15 protein-coding genes are annotated in these 17,686 nt (G+C 65.8%); 3 read left to right on the top strand and 12 right to left on the bottom strand.

Annotated elements, in window-relative coordinates; translation table 11 throughout:
* Positions 1-599: 599 nt before the first annotated feature.
* The 8 genes from hslU to ACCQ12_RS03270 all read right to left on the bottom strand — a co-directional run bounded on the left by hslU (position 600) and on the right by ACCQ12_RS03270 (position 8,771).
* Positions 600-1,967 carry an ATP-dependent protease ATPase subunit HslU gene (hslU, locus tag ACCQ12_RS03305; RefSeq protein ID WP_047697211.1) on the bottom strand — a complete coding sequence of 456 codons (1,368 nt, stop codon included), beginning with the start codon at positions 1,965-1,967 and terminating at the stop codon, positions 600-602.
* A 106-nt stretch (positions 1,968-2,073) separates the two neighbouring features.
* Entirely contained in the window at positions 2,074-2,625 is a 552-nt protein-coding gene (hslV, locus tag ACCQ12_RS03300; protein ID WP_047697213.1) for an ATP-dependent protease subunit HslV, read from the bottom strand.
* A 301-nt stretch (positions 2,626-2,926) separates the two neighbouring features.
* Entirely contained in the window at positions 2,927-3,829 is a 903-nt protein-coding gene (gene xerC, locus ACCQ12_RS03295) for a tyrosine recombinase XerC (RefSeq protein WP_372383540.1), read from the bottom strand.
* A gap of 75 nt (positions 3,830-3,904) precedes the next feature.
* Positions 3,905-4,576, bottom strand: a complete 672-nt coding sequence (locus ACCQ12_RS03290) for a DUF484 family protein (protein ID WP_047697298.1) — start codon at positions 4,574-4,576, stop codon at positions 3,905-3,907.
* Complete coding sequence (dapF, locus tag ACCQ12_RS03285) at positions 4,576-5,427, bottom strand: diaminopimelate epimerase (protein WP_166749597.1); 852 nt, start codon at positions 5,425-5,427, stop codon at positions 4,576-4,578. Before dapF ends, ACCQ12_RS03290 begins: the two co-directional genes overlap by 1 nt.
* Positions 5,417-5,671 carry an LPS translocon maturation chaperone LptM gene (gene lptM, locus ACCQ12_RS03280; protein WP_372382934.1) on the bottom strand — a complete coding sequence of 85 codons (255 nt, stop codon included), beginning with the start codon at positions 5,669-5,671 and terminating at the stop codon, positions 5,417-5,419. The genes dapF and lptM overlap by 11 nt, the downstream gene beginning before the upstream one ends.
* A 41-nt stretch (positions 5,672-5,712) precedes the next feature.
* Positions 5,713-6,111 carry a YbaN family protein gene (locus ACCQ12_RS03275; RefSeq protein ID WP_039565531.1) on the bottom strand — a complete coding sequence of 133 codons (399 nt, stop codon included), beginning with the start codon at positions 6,109-6,111 and terminating at the stop codon, positions 5,713-5,715.
* A 545-nt stretch (positions 6,112-6,656) separates the two neighbouring features.
* A complete protein-coding gene (locus ACCQ12_RS03270) occupies positions 6,657-8,771 on the bottom strand; it encodes a S9 family peptidase (RefSeq protein WP_372382933.1) in 2,115 nt (704 codons plus the stop codon).
* Positions 8,772-8,880: 109 nt separating this feature from the next.
* Here ACCQ12_RS03270 and ACCQ12_RS03265 point away from each other — a divergent pair, with 109 nt between their 5' ends.
* Positions 8,881-10,065: a pyridoxal phosphate-dependent aminotransferase gene (locus tag ACCQ12_RS03265; protein ID WP_372382932.1), complete on the top strand. Its 1,185-nt coding sequence runs from the start codon at positions 8,881-8,883 to the stop codon at positions 10,063-10,065.
* 281 nt (positions 10,066-10,346) lie between these two features.
* Here ACCQ12_RS03265 and ACCQ12_RS03260 read toward each other — a convergent pair whose 3' ends face one another.
* Both ACCQ12_RS03260 and ACCQ12_RS03255 read right to left on the bottom strand, forming a co-directional pair.
* The gene (locus ACCQ12_RS03260) at positions 10,347-12,440 is read right to left on the bottom strand and encodes a prolyl oligopeptidase family serine peptidase (protein WP_179453616.1); all 2,094 of its coding nucleotides are present in this window, start codon (positions 12,438-12,440) and stop codon (positions 10,347-10,349) included.
* A 69-nt stretch (positions 12,441-12,509) separates the two neighbouring features.
* Positions 12,510-12,821 carry a hypothetical protein gene (locus ACCQ12_RS03255; protein WP_166743784.1) on the bottom strand — a complete coding sequence of 104 codons (312 nt, stop codon included), beginning with the start codon at positions 12,819-12,821 and terminating at the stop codon, positions 12,510-12,512.
* Positions 12,822-13,435: 614 nt separating this feature from the next.
* On the opposite strand from ACCQ12_RS03255, the gene ACCQ12_RS03250 reads away from it, so the two are divergent.
* Positions 13,436-14,005 carry a lipocalin family protein gene (locus ACCQ12_RS03250; RefSeq protein WP_047697228.1) on the top strand — a complete coding sequence of 190 codons (570 nt, stop codon included), beginning with the start codon at positions 13,436-13,438 and terminating at the stop codon, positions 14,003-14,005.
* 227 nt (positions 14,006-14,232) lie between these two features.
* Here ACCQ12_RS03250 and ACCQ12_RS03245 read toward each other — a convergent pair whose 3' ends face one another.
* Positions 14,233-15,198 (bottom strand): helix-turn-helix transcriptional regulator, encoded by a 966-nt coding sequence (locus ACCQ12_RS03245; RefSeq protein WP_047697230.1) that lies wholly within the window; start codon positions 15,196-15,198, stop codon positions 14,233-14,235.
* 380 nt (positions 15,199-15,578) lie between these two features.
* On the opposite strand from ACCQ12_RS03245, the gene ACCQ12_RS03240 reads away from it, so the two are divergent.
* Positions 15,579-16,379, top strand: a complete 801-nt coding sequence (locus tag ACCQ12_RS03240) for a DUF481 domain-containing protein (protein ID WP_039415146.1) — start codon at positions 15,579-15,581, stop codon at positions 16,377-16,379.
* A gap of 248 nt (positions 16,380-16,627) precedes the next feature.
* On the opposite strand, the gene hemC is transcribed toward ACCQ12_RS03240, so the two are convergent.
* A complete protein-coding gene (gene hemC, locus ACCQ12_RS03235; RefSeq protein WP_184369346.1) occupies positions 16,628-17,542 on the bottom strand; it encodes a hydroxymethylbilane synthase in 915 nt (304 codons plus the stop codon).
* Positions 17,543-17,686 lie beyond the last annotated feature (144 nt).

Below are 17,686 nucleotides of genomic sequence, written 5' to 3'. Positions count from 1 at the left end.
CGGATTTAGCAGGTTGGCTGTGCAGTGCAGGCGGCTGCCAAGGTGCGGGGCCATTGCAGAGGCGATGATCTGAGCCGTAGTTGCAGGGAGTGATCTGCAAGCTGGCTGCAGGGCCCTTGCCCGGCCACCATCGCGAGACACGCCGCAAGTACGTCCATGTAGGCTCCGGCGCGGCATCCATGCCGCTCAGGGTCCCGCGACGGTGGCCGGGCAAGGACCAGTCAAGTTGGTCGGTATGCATGGTAGAGCGGTGCTTGATGCGCCTTGTTCGATCGTTGAAGCATCGGCTACAGGTCTGATGCACACCGCACGCCAGACAGCTTTATTTAGAAGAGCAACTGTCTGGCGTGGTGTCCTCGCCGATTGCAGGACCGTGTGGCGGCATGGATGCCGCCACCGAGACTCCACGGATGGATTCACGGCGTGTCCCGCAAGCGGTGAGGGCATCGCGCCCTCGACCGACTCGGCATTCGACTGCATCCGACAGGATGCAGCTCACTTGCGTCCTCCTGTGATGCGTTCCCGCCATGCTTGCAATGCATGGATGCGGACTACCATCCATGCATTGCATTCGACACCTGCGCGCAGCTGCGCTGCGATCAGAGGATGTAGCGGCTCAGGTCCGGGTCCTGTACCAGCTCGCCGAGCTGCGCATCGACATAGGCCGCATCGACGGTGACGCTTTGACCGTCGCGATCCGGTGCCTCGTAGCTCAGCACATCGAGCAGACGCTCAAGCACCGTGTGCAGGCGGCGCGCGCCGATGTTTTCCTGCCGCTCGTTGACCTGCGCGGCGATCTCGGCCAGGCGCTCCACCGCATCTGCGCCAAAGCTCAGGTGCACGCCCTCGGTCTGCAGCAGGGCTTCGTACTGCTTGATCAACGCCGCCTTGGGCTCGGTGAGGATGCGCACGAAATCGGCCTTGGTCAGCGCAGTCAATTCCACCCGGATCGGGAAGCGGCCCTGCAGTTCCGGAATCAGGTCGCTGGGCTTGGCAAGATGGAACGCGCCAGAAGCGATGAACAGGATGTGGTCGGTCTTGACCGTGCCGTACTTGGTGGACACGTTGGAGCCTTCCACCAGCGGCAGCAGATCGCGCTGCACGCCCTCGCGGCTGACATCGCCGCCGTTGGAGCCGGCTTCGCCACGCTTGGCCACCTTGTCGATCTCATCGATGAACACGATGCCATGCTGCTCGCAGGCTTCGATCGCCGCGGTGCGCACATCGTCCTCGTTGACCAGCTTGCCGGCTTCTTCCTCGATCAACAGCGGACGTGCGGCCTTGATGGTGAGCTTGCGCTTTTGCGACTTGCCGCCACCGATGTTGGCGAACATCTGCCGCAGCTGCTGGCCCATTTCCTCCATACCCGGCGGGGTCATGATGTCCATGCTGGCATTGACGGCCACTTCCAGCTCGATCTCGCGCTCGTCCAACTCGCCGTTGCGCAGCATGCGGCGGAACTTGATGCGGGTCTCGTTGTCCTGCGACGACGGCTCGTTGCGCGCCGCTTCCGGGTCGAACCCGATGCCGGCCGCACGGCGCGGCAGCAGCGCATCCAGGATCCGGTCTTCGGCGCGTTCCTCGGCCTGGTTGCGCACGCGCACCTTGGCCTGCTCGCGATACAGCTTGACCGAGGTATCGGCCAGGTCGCGGATGATCTGCTCCACGTCCTTGCCCACATAGCCCACCTCGGTAAAGCGCGTGGCTTCGACCTTGACGAACGGCGCGTTGGCCAGTGTTGCAAGACGTCGTGCAATCTCGGTCTTGCCGACACCGGTCGGGCCGATCATCAGGATGTTCTTGGGCATCACCTCGTTGCGCAGTTCTTCCGGCAACTGCATGCGGCGCCAGCGGTTACGCAGCGCGATGGCGACCGCGCGCTTGGCGTCGTGCTGGCCAACGATATGACGATCGAGCTCCTGCACGATTTCGCGCGGAGTCATGGTTGAAGTATCGGGATTTGGCATTGGGGAATCGAGAATTGGGAATGGGGAAGCGTGGAGGCACTCAAAAGCCTATGTCATTGGAGTGGAGACGAAACCGCTGTTGCGATTCCCGATTCCCCACTCCGATTCACAGCTCTTCAACCACCACATTGCGATTGGTGTAGATACAGATATCGCCCGCGATATTGATTGCTTCGACGGCAATCGTCTTGGCGTCCAGTTCGGTATGCGCCAGCAGCGCGCGTGCGGCCGACAGGGCGTAGGAACCGCCGGAACCGATGGCGATGATGCCGTCTTCCGGTTCGATCACATCACCGGTGCCGCTGATGATCAGCGACGTCTCCTTGTCGGCCACCGCAAGCAACGCTTCGAGCTTGCCGAGGCGGCGCTCGGTGCGCCAGTCCTTGGCCAGTTCCACGGCGGCGCGGGTCAGCTGACCGTGCTTGTCGAGCTTGGCTTCGAACAGTTCGAACAGGGTAAAGGCATCGGCGGCCGCACCGGCAAAACCCGCCAGCACCTGACCTTCGCGGCCGAGACGGCGCACCTTGCGCGCGTTGCCCTTCATGACCGTATGGCCGAGCGTGACTTGACCATCGCCCGCGACGGCGACATGCCCACCACGCCGAACCGAAATGATGGTGGTGGCGTGAACGATGTTGGGGTTCTGGCTGGGATCCATGGGTCCTCCGGGGGTTTCCAAAGAGGTGGGGACGCCCCTGCCGGGTTCAAGCGCGCTGCGACGAAGCGACGCGGGCACGCGAGACAGAGAAGCGTCGCGACACGGCGATCGACTGCCTCAACAGGACGCGCGCCGCACTCGCTCCGAAAGCGAACAATGAGGCCATGCCAACGCGCTAGCCACCTAGCCCCTCTCCAGAACGCGCCCGCCGCCGCTAATGGACGGCTCGCCGCTGCATTAGCCAGATCAGTTCCATCAGCCAATCATGCAGCGATGTCACTGACATCACACACCCCAGCGCTCACTCGGTCGCTTTCCTACGCTTCGCACGCGGATGCGCGGCGTCGTAGACCTTGGCCAGGTGCTGGAAATCCAGATGCGTGTAGATCTGCGTGGTGGCGATGTCCGAATGCCCGAGCAACTCCTGCACACCGCGCAGATCACCCGACGATTCCAGGATGTGGCTGGCAAAACTGTGCCGCAGCATATGCGGGTGCACGTCCTTGAACATGCCCTGGCGCACCGCCAGTTGCTTGATGCGGATCTGCACCGCACGTTGCGAAATCGCACCGCCCGCGCGCCCTGGGAAGACGTGCGTGTCCGCGCGGCCGCCGCTGTCGCACTGCCACGCGCGCAATGCCGCAATCGCATGCGAACCTACCGGCACCAGCCGCTGCTTGCCGCCCTTGCCCAGCACCATCACCAGTGCGCTGGCCAGATCCAGGTCGCGCCAACGCAACGCGCAGAGTTCGCTCAGGCGCAGCCCGGACGAATAGAACAGCTCCAGCAGCGCACGGTCGCGCAGGCCCAGTGGCGCATCGGTGGGAACTTCGACCAGCCGCACCGCCTCGTCGGCGTCGAGCACCTGCGGCAACTTGCGCGGCGCCTTGGGCGCGCGCAACGCCGCCGCCGGGCTGGCCGCGATCCGGCCATGCTTGAGCAACCACGCGTAATAACTGCGGCAGGCGGACAAGCGCCGCTGCAGGCTCTTGGCCGACAGGCCGCGCCGATGCTCGGCCGCCACGAACTGCCGCAGCTGCGCGCTATCGAGCTGCGCAACCTCGACAGGCGCGCCGTCGCCGTGCTGCTCGGCCGCCCAGCTCAGCAAGGCCGCAAGATCGCGCCGGTAGGCATCCAGCGTATGTGCCGAAACCTGGCGTTCGACCTGCAGGTACGACAGGAAAGCATCCACCGACGACGACACTTCAGCCACCCCGTTGCCGCGCCATCGACGCTGCGTTGCACCGCAACCGCAACGCGATGCGGCGCGCGACCGGCATCACGCGTCGAAACGCTGTAGCGCCACGCCGAGCGACTCGCCCATCATGCGCAGGAACAACGTGCCCATGCCGGGATAGAACCGGTTGGCATCGCTACTGCCGACAGCGATCAGGCCGATGCCCGGCAACGGCAATAACGCCGTGGATTGCACCTCGCCCGCTTGGTCGGCATACAGCAGCGCGTGCTTGTCGGCCTGCAGGCGGCCGCAGATCGGCTCGCCATCGCTCAGGCAATCGCGAAACGGGGCCAGCCGCGCATCGTCGGCGGCGATGACCTGCAGCCAGTCTGCCTCCAGCGCAGCAACCGGCTTGAGCAACACCAGCCGCACCAGTTCGCCGTTGAAATCTTCCGCCAGCGAGGCCGCCATTGCCTTGAGCGTGTCGGCTGCGCTGGTCTGGCGCATCAACGCCAGCGTCAACTGGTGCGTGCGTACCGCCAGCCGCTCGTTGATCTGCGCATTGCTGCCCAGCTCGTGCAGGCGTCGCGACAGCTCGCGATTCTTGTCGCGCAGCACTTCCAGCTGATAGGTCGCCAGCGAGGCAGTGGGGCCGTCGTCGCGCGGCACCAGCAGGCTTACGGCCAGATCCGGGAACTGCTTGAGGAAGGTGGGATGACGACGCAACCACGTTGCGACCTCGTGCGCACCGAACTTGTCCGTGTTGTCGCTCATCAGTTCCATTCTCCATCGAAGACGAACACGGCCGGGCCGGACATCACCACCTCGTCCTGATCGCCGGGCCAGCGAATGCGCAGCTCGCCGCCGGGCAGTGATACACGTACGTCGCGCTCCACGCGGCCGCGCTGCATCAACACCACCGCCGCGGCACATGCCCCGCTTCCGCAGGCCAGCGTTTCGCCGACGCCGCGTTCGAATACGCGCAACCGCACATGCGCAGGATCGACCACCTGCGCAAAGCCGACGTTGACCGAATCGGGGAAGGCAGCGTTCTGCTGCAACAAGCTGCCCAGCCGCTCCACCGGTGCGGCATCCACGCGTCCCACCTCCAGCACGGCGTGCGGATTGCCCATCGAGACCGCGCCAAAGCGCACCGTCTCGCCGTGCACCGGCAACGCGTATTCCTCGCGCGCATGTGCAAACCCTGCCAGCGGGATGCGGGACGGCTCGAACTGCGGCACGCCCATGGCCACCGCGTAGGTGCCGGCGTCCACGCGCTCGACCGCATGCGCGGTGACCGGGCTGTCGATGACGAAGCGCTCGCCCTGGGCGGTGCCGTCACGCACCAGCCAGGCCGCGACGCAGCGCGCACCGTTGCCGCATTGGCGCGCCGGCGAGCCATCGGAATTCCAGATGCCATAGGCCGCCACGGCGCCGTCGCTGCGCGGGGCCTCGATGGTCAGGATCTGGTCGCAGCCCACACCGAAATGCCGGTCGGCCAGCCGCGCGGCCAATGCGGCGTCCGGTGGTGGCGCCCCGTCGCGCAGATCCAGCACCACGAAATCGTTGCCGGCGCCATGCATCTTGGTGAAACGCAGACGCGCGCTGCGACCGTCAGCGCTCATTGCCGCTGCTAGCGGGCTGGTCGGTGGTGGAGGCGGGCTTGGGCTCGGTCTGCACCGGCTCAGGTGCCGGCCTCGACTCATCCAGCGGTTGCGGCGCATCCGGCGGCTGCGGCACCGGCTGGGCTTCCACCGGCACCGGCTTCTGCGGCATCACCAGCGGGCCCTTGTTGCCGCAGGCGGCAAGCAGGACAAAGGTCGCACCAACCAGTGCGAGACGAACAGACGGTCGGGACATGATGCTCATGGACCGGAGTATAGCCAGAACACCCTGACTGCCGTGTGCGCTCACTGCGGCGCCGGCATCGTCCGCGGCGGCGGCTCGGGGCGCAGCCATAACCAGATCGCCACCACCACCATGCTGCCGATCGACAGGCATTTCACCCAGAACACCGGCACGCACCACAGCATGATCCCGGCGCATACCGTCATGGTCAGCGTCGCCATCCACTTGGCCTTGCGGCTGACCGCGCGATAGGTCTGCCATTCCACGATCGCCGGCCCGAAGCGGGGATGCGACAACAGCCACGCATGCAGCCGCTCGGAGCCACGCGACGCCGCCCAGGCAGAGATCAGGATAAACACGGTGGTCGGCAACCCGGGCACGAAGATGCCGACGATGCCGGTGGCCAGGCTGGCGTAGGCCAGCAACCACCAGGCCCAGCGGAATCGGTTCGGTCGCGTCATGGCCAAATGATACGACCACAGCGGGCCACGGTGGTCTCTCCAGCGCAGCCAAGGCGCGCGTCCTGGCTGTCCCGGCCCGAGGTGCCGGCGCATCGCATTGAATCGCGCCGGTCCTCCCGGCCACACGGCCCGACGCGCCAGGCCGAGCGCTGGCAGGCCACTGCCGCTCATGGCTGTTGCGCGTGCCTTGCCTCAGCACGCCACCTGACAGTACCGCGTGCGGCCGCGGAAGCGCCCTTGTCTGAGCGCTGCGAGCTCGGCGGGATGCACCGTGTGGAAAAGCGCAGGGCGTCATCACGTCCAGCGACAGCGGCTCTGGTGAGGTGACCTTTGCCAAAACACGGGTCACCCGCGCACGGCGCCCTTGACCACGCTTTATCTCAAGTCCTGCCTTCGAGGCTGGAATCACAACTTCAGACGACGCGTGTCATCGCATCGCTGCAATGGCTTTGCGCAACCTTCCCCTCATCCGCCCTTCGGCCCCCTTCTCCCGGCGGGAGAAGGATGCAAGCCGCAGTCTCAGTTGCGTCGTTTTGCCCCGCAGATCACTTCACGCCCAGCTGATCCAGCACGAACGCATACGACTCGGCCAGTTCGCGGTAGCGTCGGAAACGCCCGGACTTGCCACCGTGTCCCGCCTCCATGTTGGTGCGGAACACGATCGGCTGCGTCCCGGTATTGTCATCGCGCAACTTCGCCACCCACTTGGCCGGCTCCCAGTACTGCACCTGCGAATCCCACAAGCCGGTGCCCACGAACAGCGCCGGGTACGCCTGCTTGCGCACGTTGTCGTACGGCGAGTACGACAGCATGTACTCGTAGTAGTCCTTCTCTTCCGGGTTGCCCCACTCGTCGTACTCGTTGGTGGTCAACGGGATGCTGGCATCAAGCATGGTGGTCACCACATCGACGAACGGCACCTGCGCCACCAGCACGCGATAGTCCTGTGGCGCCATGTTGGCCACCGCGCCCATCAACAGCCCACCGGCACTGCCGCCGGACGCCGCAACCCGGTCCTTGGCGGCATACCCCTGCGCCACCAGCCCGCGGGTGACGTCGATGAAATCGTTGAAGGTGTTCTTCTTGTGCAGCAACTTGCCATCGTCGTACCACTTGCGGCCCATCTCCTGGCCGCCACGGATATGCGCCAGCGCATACACCACGCCGCGATCGAGCAGGCTCACTGCAGGCAGATTGAACGCCGGGTCGGTGGACATGCCATAGCTGCCGTAGGCGTACTGGAACAACGCAGCGGTGCCGTCCTTCTTGAAGCCCTGCTTGTAGACCAGCGACACCGGCACCTTGACGCCGTCGCGCGCGGTCACCCAGACCCGCTCGGTGACGTATTTGCCCGGGTCGTAGCCGATCACCGGCTGTTGCTTGAGCAGCTTGCGTTCGCCGGTCTGCGTATTGAGTTCGTAGGTGGTCGCCGGCGTGGTCAACGAGGTGTAGCTGTAGCGCAGCCATGCGGTGTCCGGCTCGGGATTGACCGACAGGCCCATCGAATATGCCGGCTCATCGGCCTTGACGTATTCATGGCTGCCATCGCGCTTGAGCAGGCGCACACGCTCCAGGCCGCCGGAGCGTTCTTCGATGGCGGTGAAGCCGTCGAACAACTCGAAGTTTTCGATGTACACGCTCTCGTCGTGCGCCACCCAGTCGGTCCACTGCTGACGCGTGGTCGCGTCGGTCGGTGCAGTCACCAGCTTGAAGTTCTCGGCGCCATCGGCGTTGGTGCGGATCACCCAACGGCCATCGAAGTGTTCCGCGCTGTATTCCACATCACGCTCGCGCTTGGCCAGCACCTTGAAGGTGTCCGGCTTGGCCGCCAATGCGTAACGCGTTTCTGAGGACACCGTGCTTTCCACGCCGATGGTGATGTACTTGTCGTCGCGGGTGCGGCCCACGCCCATGTAGAAGCTGTCGTCCTTTTCTTCGTAGACCAGCACATCGTCCTTGGCGGGAGTGCCCAGCACATGCTTCTTGACGCGGACGGTCAGCAGCGTCTCCGGGTCGTTTTCGACATAGAACACCGTCTTGTTGTCATCGGCCCACACCAGGTTGGCCGCAACGCCTTCCACGGTATCGGGATAGATCTCGCCGGTGTCGAGGTTCTTGAAACGGATCGTGTACTGACGGCGGCCGATCGCATCGTCTGCCCAGGCAAGAATGCGGTTGTCCTGGCTGACTTCCGCCTCGCCGACGCTGAAGTAGCCTTTGCCTTGCGCCATCTGATTGACGTCCAGCAGGATTTCTTCCGGCGCTTCCATGCTGCCCTTGCGGCGCGCCTGGATCGGGTAATCCTTGCCGGCCTCGAACCGGGTGTAGTACCAATAACCACGCTCGCGATACGGCACGCTGGCATCGTCCTGCTTGATGCGCCCGACGATCTCGCCGTAGAGCGTATCTTCCAGCGGCTTGAGCGGCGCCATCACCTTGTCGGTGTACGCGTTCTCGGCGTTGAGGTAGGCCAGCATCGCCTTGTCCTGCCGCTTGTCGTCGCGCAGCCAGTAGTAGTCGTCATTGCGGGTCGCACCGAACGGCGCCTTGACCACATGCGGGTGCCTGGCGACGTCTGGCGGCGTGGGGAGAGCGGCAAGTGCAGAGGATGCGGTTGTGGTCATCAGGCTGGCGATCAACAAGGTCAGGACAGGTTTCATCAGATTGGGGTCCGTCGGATGAACGCAATGCCATCCCAGCGCCCGAGTGTGGAAGAGCCCGTCGCCGGACGTCATGTGTCCTAGGTCATGCTGGCCTATCATCTTCGCAATGAACTCAACGCTTTCGCCCGCGACCGGGTATAGCCGCCGCAGCCAGGACATCGCCCCGTTCCATGTGATGTCGCTGCTCGCCCGCGCCAACGCACTCGAACAGGCAGGTCACGATGTGATCCACCTGGAAATCGGCGAGCCCGACTTCACCACCGCCGCGCCGATCGTGGCTGCCGGGCAGGCCGCCTTGGCCGCCGGGCATACCCGCTACACCGCCGCACGCGGGCTGCCCGCATTGCGCGAGGCGATTGCCGGGTTTTATGCGCAACGCTATGGCTGCACCGTCGACCCGGAACGCATCCTGGTCACCCCCGGCGGCTCCGGTGCGCTGCTGCTGGCCAGCAGCCTGCTGGTGGACCCCAGCAAGCACTGGTTGCTCGCCGACCCCGGCTACCCGTGCAACCGGCACTTCCTGCGCCTGGTCGAAGGTGCCGCGCAGCTGGTGCCTGTGGGGCCCGACAGCGACTACCAGCTCACCCCGGCCCTGGTGGACGCGTGCTGGAACACCGACAGCGTAGGTGCGCTGGTCGCCTCGCCGGCAAACCCCACCGGCAGCGTGCTGTCACGCGATCAATTGGCCGCGTTGTCGCATGCCGTGCGTGCGCATGGCGGGCATCTGGTGGTGGACGAGATCTACCATGGCCTGACCTATGGCCTGGACGCGCACAGCGTGCTGGAAGTGGACGACAGCGCATTTGTGCTGAACAGTTTTTCCAAGTACTTCGGCATGACCGGCTGGCGGCTGGGCTGGCTGATCGCGCCGCCCGACGCGGTGCCGGAGCTGGAGAAACTCGCGCAGAATCTCTACATCAGCGCCTCCACCATTGCGCAGCACGCGGCGCTTGCGTGTTTCACGCCGGACAGCATCGCCATCTTCGAAGCGCGCCGCGCGCAGTTCCAGCAACGTCGCGACTACCTGCTGCCCGCCCTGCGCGAGCTAGGCTTCACGATCGCCGTCGAACCGCAAGGCGCGTTCTATCTCTATGCCGATATCAGCGGATTTTCAGACGATGCACAGGCGTTTTGCGCGCACTTCCTGGAAACCGAACATGTGGCCTTCACCCCCGGCATCGACTTCGGTTTCCACCGCGCCAACCAGCACGTACGCATCGCCTACACGCAGAGCCTGCCACGCCTGCAGCAGGCGGTGGAGCGGATTGCGCGTGGGTTGAAGCATTTTTGATCACATGACGCGCGTTTCGCACGGCGCATCGCTGTAGCGGCGTACAGCCGCAACGTCACTCACTGCGGTTGATAAAAGCAGCTGTCTTCAGGCTCTGCGCTTTTACTTTTTGCGCTCAGGAACACCTCCTGCGTGCGACCGCACCCTCATCCGCCCTTCGGGCACCTTCTCCCGGCGGGAGAAGGAAATAACAAAAAGCCCTGGACCACTCGGCCCAGGGCTTGGTTCAACGCACACATAAAAAGGCAAAAGCAAGTTGCGGATTCGCTTCCAAGGCCAACTCAATCGGCCAACCGCTCCCACAGGAAGCTGTACGCCAGCGCCGCCATATGCGCGGCCTGCGCGTTGTTGGCTGCGCCACCGTGGCCGCCTTCGATGTTCTCGTAGTAGGTCACGTCCTTGCCGGCTTCGATCATCTTGGCCGCCATCTTGCGCGCGTGGCCCGGGTGCACGCGGTCATCGCGGGTGGAGGTGAGGAAGATCACCGGCGGGTAGGTCTTCTTCGCATCGAACAGGTGATACGGCGAGAAGGTCTGGATGAATTTCCAGTCGTCGGTATCCGGGTTGCCGTACTCGGCCATCCAAGACGCGCCGGCCAGCAGGTGGCTGTAGCGCTTCATGTCCAGCAGCGGCACCTGCACCACCACCGCACCGAACAGCTCCGGATACTGGGTGAGCATGTTGCCGGTCATCAGGCCGCCGTTGCTGCCGCCCTGCACGCCTAGGTGCTTGGTGGAAGTGATCTTGCGCGCCACCAAATCCTTGGCTACCGCAGCCATGTCCTCATACGCCTTGTGGCGGTTCTGCTTGAGCGCGGCCTGGTGCCAGCGCGGGCCGTATTCGCCGCCGCCGCGGATATTGGCCACCACGTAGACGCCCCCCTTTTCCAGCCAGGCGCGGCCCAGGCCACCGGAGTAATTGGGCGTCATCGAAATCTCGAAACCGCCATAGCCGTACAGCAACGTCGGCGTGCTGCCGTCGAGCTTGAGGTCCTTCGGGCGCACCAGGAAATACGGCACGCGGGTGCCGTCCTTGCTGGTGGCGAAGTGCTGCTCGATGCTGTCCTTGCCGGCATCGAAGAACGTCGGCATGGTCTTGAGCGGTTGCGGCGCGCTGCCCACCTCGACCCACGACAAGGTGGTGGGCGTCAGGTAGTCGGTGACGGTCAGCCACAGCGCATCGCTGTCGTCGCTGTCCACCGCGCTGACATCCACCGTGCCGAACGCGGGCGCGCCGACGAAGGCGCTCTTCTTCCAGCCATCCTGCGACGGGGTGACCACGCTCAGGCGGTTCTTGACGTCTTCCAGCACGTTCAACACCAGGTGCGATTTGGTCCACGCCACGCCCGCCAGCGAGGTGGTCTCGGTGGGTTCGAACAGCACATCGAAGCTGCGCTTGCCGGCCATGAAATCGTCAAAACGCGTGGCCAGCAGCGAGCCGGCCTTGTAGGTCTTGCCACCGACCGTCCACGGCTCGCGCAACTCCAGCGTCAGCCATTGCCGCTTGACCGCCTTGCTGGCCGAATTGGGCACGTCCACCTTGACCAGCTTGCCGTCGACGCCCTTGAGATACAGCTCGTCGTTGTAGAAGGCCAGCGTGCGACTGACGAAATCGCGCTCGAAGCCGGGCGTGTCGTCGTGCATCGCCGCGATGTACATGTCGGTCGGCTTGCCTTCGTACACCACCGCCGCGGCGCTGAGCGGGGTGCCGCGCTTCCACTGCTTGGCGATGCGCGGGTAGCCGGAACTGGTCATGCTGCCGGCACCGAAATCGGTGAAGACATAGACCGTGTCGCGGTCGATCCAGCCCAGCCCGCCCTTGGACTCGGGACGGAAGAAGCCGTCCTTGACCCACTGCTTGCTGCCCAGGTCGAACTCGCGGGTGACATCGGCATCGGCGCCGCCGCGCGACAGCGCGATCAGGCAACGCTGGTACTCCGGGCGCAGGCAGTCGGCGCCGTGCCAGACCCAGTTCTCGCCCTCGGCCTTGTTGAGCGCGTCCAGGTCGAGCACCGTTTCCCACTTGGGCGCCGGCTTGCGGTATTCGTCCAGCGTGGTGCGCCGCCACAGGCCGCGCTCGTGCTGCTTGTCCTTCCAGAAGTTGTAGTAGTACGCGCCGATCTTCTGCACGCCCGGGATCTTGGCGTCCGAATCCAGCACCTCGCGGATGCTGGTTTCCATCTGCTTGAATGCCGGCGTCGTGGCCAGGCGCGCTTCGGTCTTGGCGTTCTGGGCCTTGACCCAGTCCAGCGGTTTGGCGCCGGTGACATCTTCCAGCCAGGCGTAGGGGTCGTTGGACACAGCGGTTTCCTCTGCAGAGACGGCGCCAGCGGTGATCAGGCCGGCAACCAGGCAGATCGAGGCGAACTTGGGCATGTATTTTTCCGGAAAAACCAATGCCGCAAAACCTAGCACAGCGCCTCGCCGGCCCTCCCCTGCCGAAGGTCAGGCCGCGCGCGCCGGAGCCGCCGCCCGCGAAGCCACCCGCCGGCGCTGCGCCTGCGGGCCGCGTCGGCGCGGCGCGGCCCTTCGTGCCCCCGGACGCACCAGCGTCGGCAATGCGAACCGGTGCAGGCTCCACCAGGCCAGCATCGGCATGCCCACCAGCCACAGCGGCAGCCAGCCGATCCACTCGCTGTGCCCGCGCGCGGCCGGCCACACCAACACCAGCGCCAGGCCGGCCAGGGCGATCTGCCGGATCGGGCGCAACACGCGCGGGTCGGGGCGTTCGGAACGACGGGAAGAACGATGCGACATGGCGGCACTCCGTGGCAGAAAGGATCGGAATAGGCGCGCAGCATTGCCTGCCTCCATCTCACCGACTGCGACCTGGATACTGGGATCGCCGGGCGCTCGGGCGGGTGCTGCGCGGGGCCTGGGCGGCGGCGGACGGCTGGGCGGCGCCGTTCGGCGGCGGCATGTGGCGATCGTGGGCGCGTCGGGTGGGCTGGCGGGGATTCGGGGTCCGGGGTTCGGGCACTCGCGCGCTTGGGGCAACGCCATTCGCACCGCCCCGTCGCATTGCCGACATGCGGCAGCGCTGGCCTGTCAGCGAGAAGGTAACCGGCGGCACCGATGCACGTTCAGTGCGCGATCGGCCAGCCAGACGCCTGTCCAATGTCGCACCTCGCCACCGCAGCCCGATGTGCGGCCCCCTTCAACGCGGCATGGGCACCATGCCGGTGTTCCAGCCATGCGCAGCAATGCCCTTGGCCGGACTGACCGGTACCCGCTGCGCGCGCGTCACCCGCCGTTCGGGGTACCAGCGGCTGCCGTTGGGCCGGTGGCGCGCGCCAGGCCCGACCGTTGACGCGAACTTGCCCCCTGCATGCGGTAGTGTGCTGCACCTACCGCCCCTTTGTGATGTTGCGATGCGCCTGACCGTTACGATCGCCCTCGCTTTCCTGCTCGTCCTCGGCCTGCCCGTGGCGCATGCCAGGGACACGTCCACCACCGAGCCGGCGATCGATCTGTCCAAGATCATGGGTACCTGGTATGTGATTGCGCGCATGCCCAACGCGGTCGAGCGCGGCCACGTGACCAGCCGCGACGAATACACCCTGGTCGAAGACGGCAAGGTGGCGGTGCGCTATCTGTATCGCGAAGGCTTCAGCGAGCCGGAAAAGGAAGTCAACGCACGCGCGTCGGTGGATGCAGAGAGCGGCAATCGCGACTGGCGGGTGTGGTTCTACAAGGTGATCCCGGCCAAGCAGCGCATCCTGGAAATCGCACCGGATGGCTCGTGGATGCTGATCTCCTACCCCGGCCGCGACCTGGCCTGGATCTTCTCGCGCAAGCCGGACATGAGCCGCGACCAGTACCGCACACTGGTCAACAAGATGCGCGACGACTATTCCATCTACACCGACAAACTCAAGCGGGTGCCGCAGCTGCGTGAACAGGTGGGCCGCCTGGGTTTTGAAGTGCCGAACGAGCGCTAAGCCGACTGCCGTTACGCTGCGGCAGCAAGCCTGTCTCTGTGCAGCAAGTGATCGTCCACGCGCGTGGCGTGCACGCACAGTGGCGGAGGCACCGGCTACCGGCGCCGCGCGCGGGCGAACCCGTCAGCAGTGTGCCTGCGTTGAAGAGATGGCCCGTGACCCTGGATGTCGCTAACGGGCCGCCCAACAGGTGCACAAAATACCTGCGCAGAGGCGGCCCCTCTGGCTCAGTCGTAGTTGCTCAATGCCAGCGACAGCAGCGCCTTGGCCTGCTCGCGCAATGAGATCGGCTCGACGATTTCTGCGTCCGAGCCGTAGTGCAGCACGTCCATCAGCAGTTCGCGCGAATTGCTGTACGGCAATCTGAGCTCGTAGCGGCCATCGGGCATGAAACGGCCCTGCTGCTTGGAATGCCAGTGTTCGTCGGCCACCCAGCGCGCGGCCTTGGCGCTGAACACGATGGTCGCCCAGCCCTTGGGCGCACCGGAAAAGATGCCGTAACTGGCCGCGAGCTGCTCATCGAGCTCGCTGTCGGGCACATCGCGCGGCGCGGCATCGAGCAGGCGCGCGTGGTTGATGCGGTCCACCGCGAAGCTGCGCACGCCGTCGCGGCCGTGGTCCCAGGCATCCAGGTACCAGTTGTCGCGGTAATGGGTGATGCGCTGCGGCGACACGGTGCGCTTGGTCGACTCGTCGGTAGAGCGCGCGCGGTAATCGAAGCTCAGCTGCTTGCGCTCCAGCACGCCGGAAGCCACCGTGCGGAAGCTGGCTTCGTCCAGCTTGCGGCCGCGGTGCGGAATTACCCGCACCCGATCCACCGGCCACTGCGATACGCCCGCCTGGGCGGCCAGCAGGCCTTCGATGCGCTGCTGCAACGGCGCCAGCATCGAGGACAACACCCCGCCACCGGTGCGTGCGAGCAACTGCTGCGAGGCCAGAAGCGCGTGCAGCTCTTCCGAGCTCAGCCACAGGCCAGGCAGTTCAAACCGATCGCTCTCGCCGGACAGATACCGGAAGCCCGATTCGCCATCGCCTTCCACCGGCGCCATCAGCGCATCGCGCAGAAACGCCAGGTCGCGGTACACGGTGGCACGGGAACAGCTCAGCTCATCCTGCAGCCGCGCCACCGTGACCGGGTAGCGCGCCGATTTGAGCAAGCGATGCAGGGAGTTGATGCGTTCATAGCGGTCCATGCGCCGATTATGTCCGAGTCTTCGCGCGACGGGGTGAGCGTGGCACCTGTGCCGTGGTGCGGCGGGTGCCCCACGGGCGCGTGGTGTGCTGGAGGCGCTGCCGGCAGACGCGCTGGCGGGCGGCTGGCGTAGGACCTTGGTGGCAGCGCAATCCATCCATGGCCCGGTGCCAGGGATCCAGGCACAGACTGCGGGCGCCATGGTGGGTTCCAGCAGCACTGGCGGCAAACCAAACCCGAGTACCGAGCTCAAGCGGAATGCTCGGCAGCAGCATCCCAACCGCCAATGAAGCGTGGCGTTCACCCGGTTATGACGGACCGCACAGTCCGTTATCATGAAATCGCTTCCACCCTCCTGCCCTGCCCTCAAGCGAGCCGCCCATGTCCCGCCGTGCCCCGTTGTCTGCCCTGCTGCCGTTGTTGTTGATCACGCCCGCCGTCTGGGCCCAGGCAGTTGCACCAACGCCGGTGGACCCCGCCGCGGCGGTGATGCCATCGCCCTGGGGCGGCAGCAGTGGCGAGCTTGGCTACGCCGCCGCGCATGGCAACAGCACTACCGACAGCCTGAACGGCCGCATCCGCCTGCGCTATACCGACGGCGACTGGATCCACAGCCTGGATGCCACCGCGCTGCGATCGAGCTCGGAATACACCAACACCAATGACGACGGCAGCACCACGCGCGAGCGCCAGACCACCGCCGAGCGTTACACCGGCAGCGCCGGCAGCGCATTGCAGCTGGGCGAACACCGCCAGCTCACCGCCACCGGCCGCTACGAACACGACGACTTCGCCACCTACGATCGCCTGGCCACCTTCGGTATCGGCTACGGCACACGCCTGATCAACGCCGACCGGTTCTATCTGGACGCGCAGGTGGGCCCGGGTATCCGCCGCGCGCACAACAGCGACGAGGACCGCAACGAGACCGGCCTGATCGGGCGTGGCCTGTTCGACCTGAAGTACACCGTCACCGACAACACCGACCTGATCAACACGCTGCTGGTGGAATCGGGCGAATACAACACGTATGCGCAGAACGACTTCGGCGTGCAGGTGAGCATGAACTCGCACTTCGCGCTGAAGGCGGCCTGGCAGATGCGCCACAACAGCGAGGTCAGCGATGGCGACAAGAAGACCGACACGCTGACCACGGTCAACCTGGTCTACACCTTCAAGTAAACAACCCGCAAATGTAGGAGCGGCCCTGGCCGCGAAGGGCTTTCCCGGTGAAGCCTCTCGCGGCCAAGGCCGCTCCTACGAAGAGCGGCGCCCTGCCGGACAGGCCTAGCCGAGGCGGCGGTCGATCGGTCCCACGTTCGAATCCGCAACTGCGCCTGTAGGAGCGGACATGGCCGCGAGGGCTTTCCCGGTGAAGCCTCTCGCGGCCAGGGCCGCTCCTACGAGGCAGATGTCTGTTCCAGGCCGGGTCAGAGTTCGGCCAGCAGCTGCGCGGCACCCTTGTCGAACAGGCCCTGCGCGACGCGGCGGCCCAGGTCTTCGGTGTCTGCGGCGCTGCCATGGGCCTCGGCGTGGATCAGGCGTCCGTCGCTGGCGCTGCCGACCATGCCCTGCAGGTACAGGCCCTCGCCTTCCCAGCGCGCGAATGCAGCCACCGGGACGTGACAGCTGCCGTGCAGCGCACGGTTCATTGCGCGCTCGGCTTCCACGCAGACGCGGGTGGCGGGCGCGTCCAGCACCGCCAGCAGACGGTGGACACGCGCATCGTCGCCACGGCACTCCACCGCCACTGCGCCCTGCGCCGGAGCCGGCAACCACTCCGGCGCGTCCAATCGCGCACTGATGCGCGCATCCAGACCCAGCCGCTGCAGGCCGGCACAGGCCAGCACGATGGCGTCGTAGCCGCCGTTATCCAGCTTGGCCAGACGCGTATTGACGTTGCCGCGCAGGTCGATCAGCTCCAGATCCGGGCGCGCGGCGCGCAGCTGCGCCTGGCGACGCAGCGACGAGGTGCCCACGCGTGCGCCCAGCGGCAAGGCCTGCAGGCTGGCGTAGAGGTTGGACACCAGCGCATCGGCGGCATCACCGCGGCCCAGGATCGCCGGCAGCACGAACGGCGCGTCCAGCTCCATCGGCACGTCCTTGAGCGAATGCACCGCGCAGTCGGCCTCGCCGCGCAGCATGGCCAGCTCCAGTTCCTTCAGGAACAGGCCCTTGCCGCCGATCGCCGCCAGCGAGCGGTCCAGCACCTCGTCGCCGCGGGTGCTCATCGGCACCAGCACGACCTCCAGGCCGGGATGGTGCTGGCGCAGCGCGGCGGCGACGTGTTCGCTCTGCCATAAGGCGAGCGGGCTCTTGCGGGTGGCGATGCGGAGCGTGGTCATCCACCCATTATCGCGGAGCCGGCGCGTAACTCATACACACCCCGCAACAGGAAGGCTGAGGCGAAGGCATGGCCGTCAGCGCGCGGCGCCGCAGGCTGGCGCCAGCCTGCGGCGCATGGGGAGTGATCAGCGCTACAAGCGGTG

This window comes from Xanthomonas sp. NCPPB 1068 (assembly GCF_041479385.2).
Lineage (GTDB): Bacteria > Pseudomonadota > Gammaproteobacteria > Xanthomonadales > Xanthomonadaceae > Xanthomonas > Xanthomonas cannabis.
This window is presented reverse-complemented; position numbering and strand designations above follow the sequence as displayed.

What these genes read in the sequence shown, in the direction of transcription:
- hslU (WP_047697211.1), bottom strand. Translation starts at nt 1,967, where the DNA reads ATGCCAAATCCCGATACTTCAACCATGACTCCGCGCGAAATCGTGCAG.
- hslV (WP_047697213.1), bottom strand. Translation starts at nt 2,625, where the DNA reads ATGGATCCCAGCCAGAACCCCAACATCGTTCACGCCACCACCATCATT.
- ACCQ12_RS03290 (WP_047697298.1), bottom strand. Translation starts at nt 4,576, where the DNA reads ATGAGCGACAACACGGACAAGTTCGGTGCGCACGAGGTCGCAACGTGG.
- dapF (WP_166749597.1), bottom strand. Translation starts at nt 5,427, where the DNA reads ATGAGCGCTGACGGTCGCAGCGCGCGTCTGCGTTTCACCAAGATGCAT.
- lptM (WP_372382934.1), bottom strand. Translation starts at nt 5,671, where the DNA reads ATGAGCATCATGTCCCGACCGTCTGTTCGTCTCGCACTGGTTGGTGCG.
- ACCQ12_RS03275 (WP_039565531.1), bottom strand. Translation starts at nt 6,111, where the DNA reads ATGACGCGACCGAACCGATTCCGCTGGGCCTGGTGGTTGCTGGCCTAC.
- ACCQ12_RS03270 (WP_372382933.1), bottom strand. Translation starts at nt 8,771, where the DNA reads ATGAAACCTGTCCTGACCTTGTTGATCGCCAGCCTGATGACCACAACC.
- ACCQ12_RS03265 (WP_372382932.1), top strand. Translation starts at nt 8,881, where the DNA reads ATGAACTCAACGCTTTCGCCCGCGACCGGGTATAGCCGCCGCAGCCAG.
- ACCQ12_RS03260 (WP_179453616.1), bottom strand. Translation starts at nt 12,440, where the DNA reads ATGCCCAAGTTCGCCTCGATCTGCCTGGTTGCCGGCCTGATCACCGCT.
- ACCQ12_RS03255 (WP_166743784.1), bottom strand. Translation starts at nt 12,821, where the DNA reads ATGTCGCATCGTTCTTCCCGTCGTTCCGAACGCCCCGACCCGCGCGTG.
- ACCQ12_RS03250 (WP_047697228.1), top strand. Translation starts at nt 13,436, where the DNA reads ATGCGCCTGACCGTTACGATCGCCCTCGCTTTCCTGCTCGTCCTCGGC.
- ACCQ12_RS03245 (WP_047697230.1), bottom strand. Translation starts at nt 15,198, where the DNA reads ATGGACCGCTATGAACGCATCAACTCCCTGCATCGCTTGCTCAAATCG.
- ACCQ12_RS03240 (WP_039415146.1), top strand. Translation starts at nt 15,579, where the DNA reads ATGTCCCGCCGTGCCCCGTTGTCTGCCCTGCTGCCGTTGTTGTTGATC.
- hemC (WP_184369346.1), bottom strand. Translation starts at nt 17,542, where the DNA reads ATGACCACGCTCCGCATCGCCACCCGCAAGAGCCCGCTCGCCTTATGG.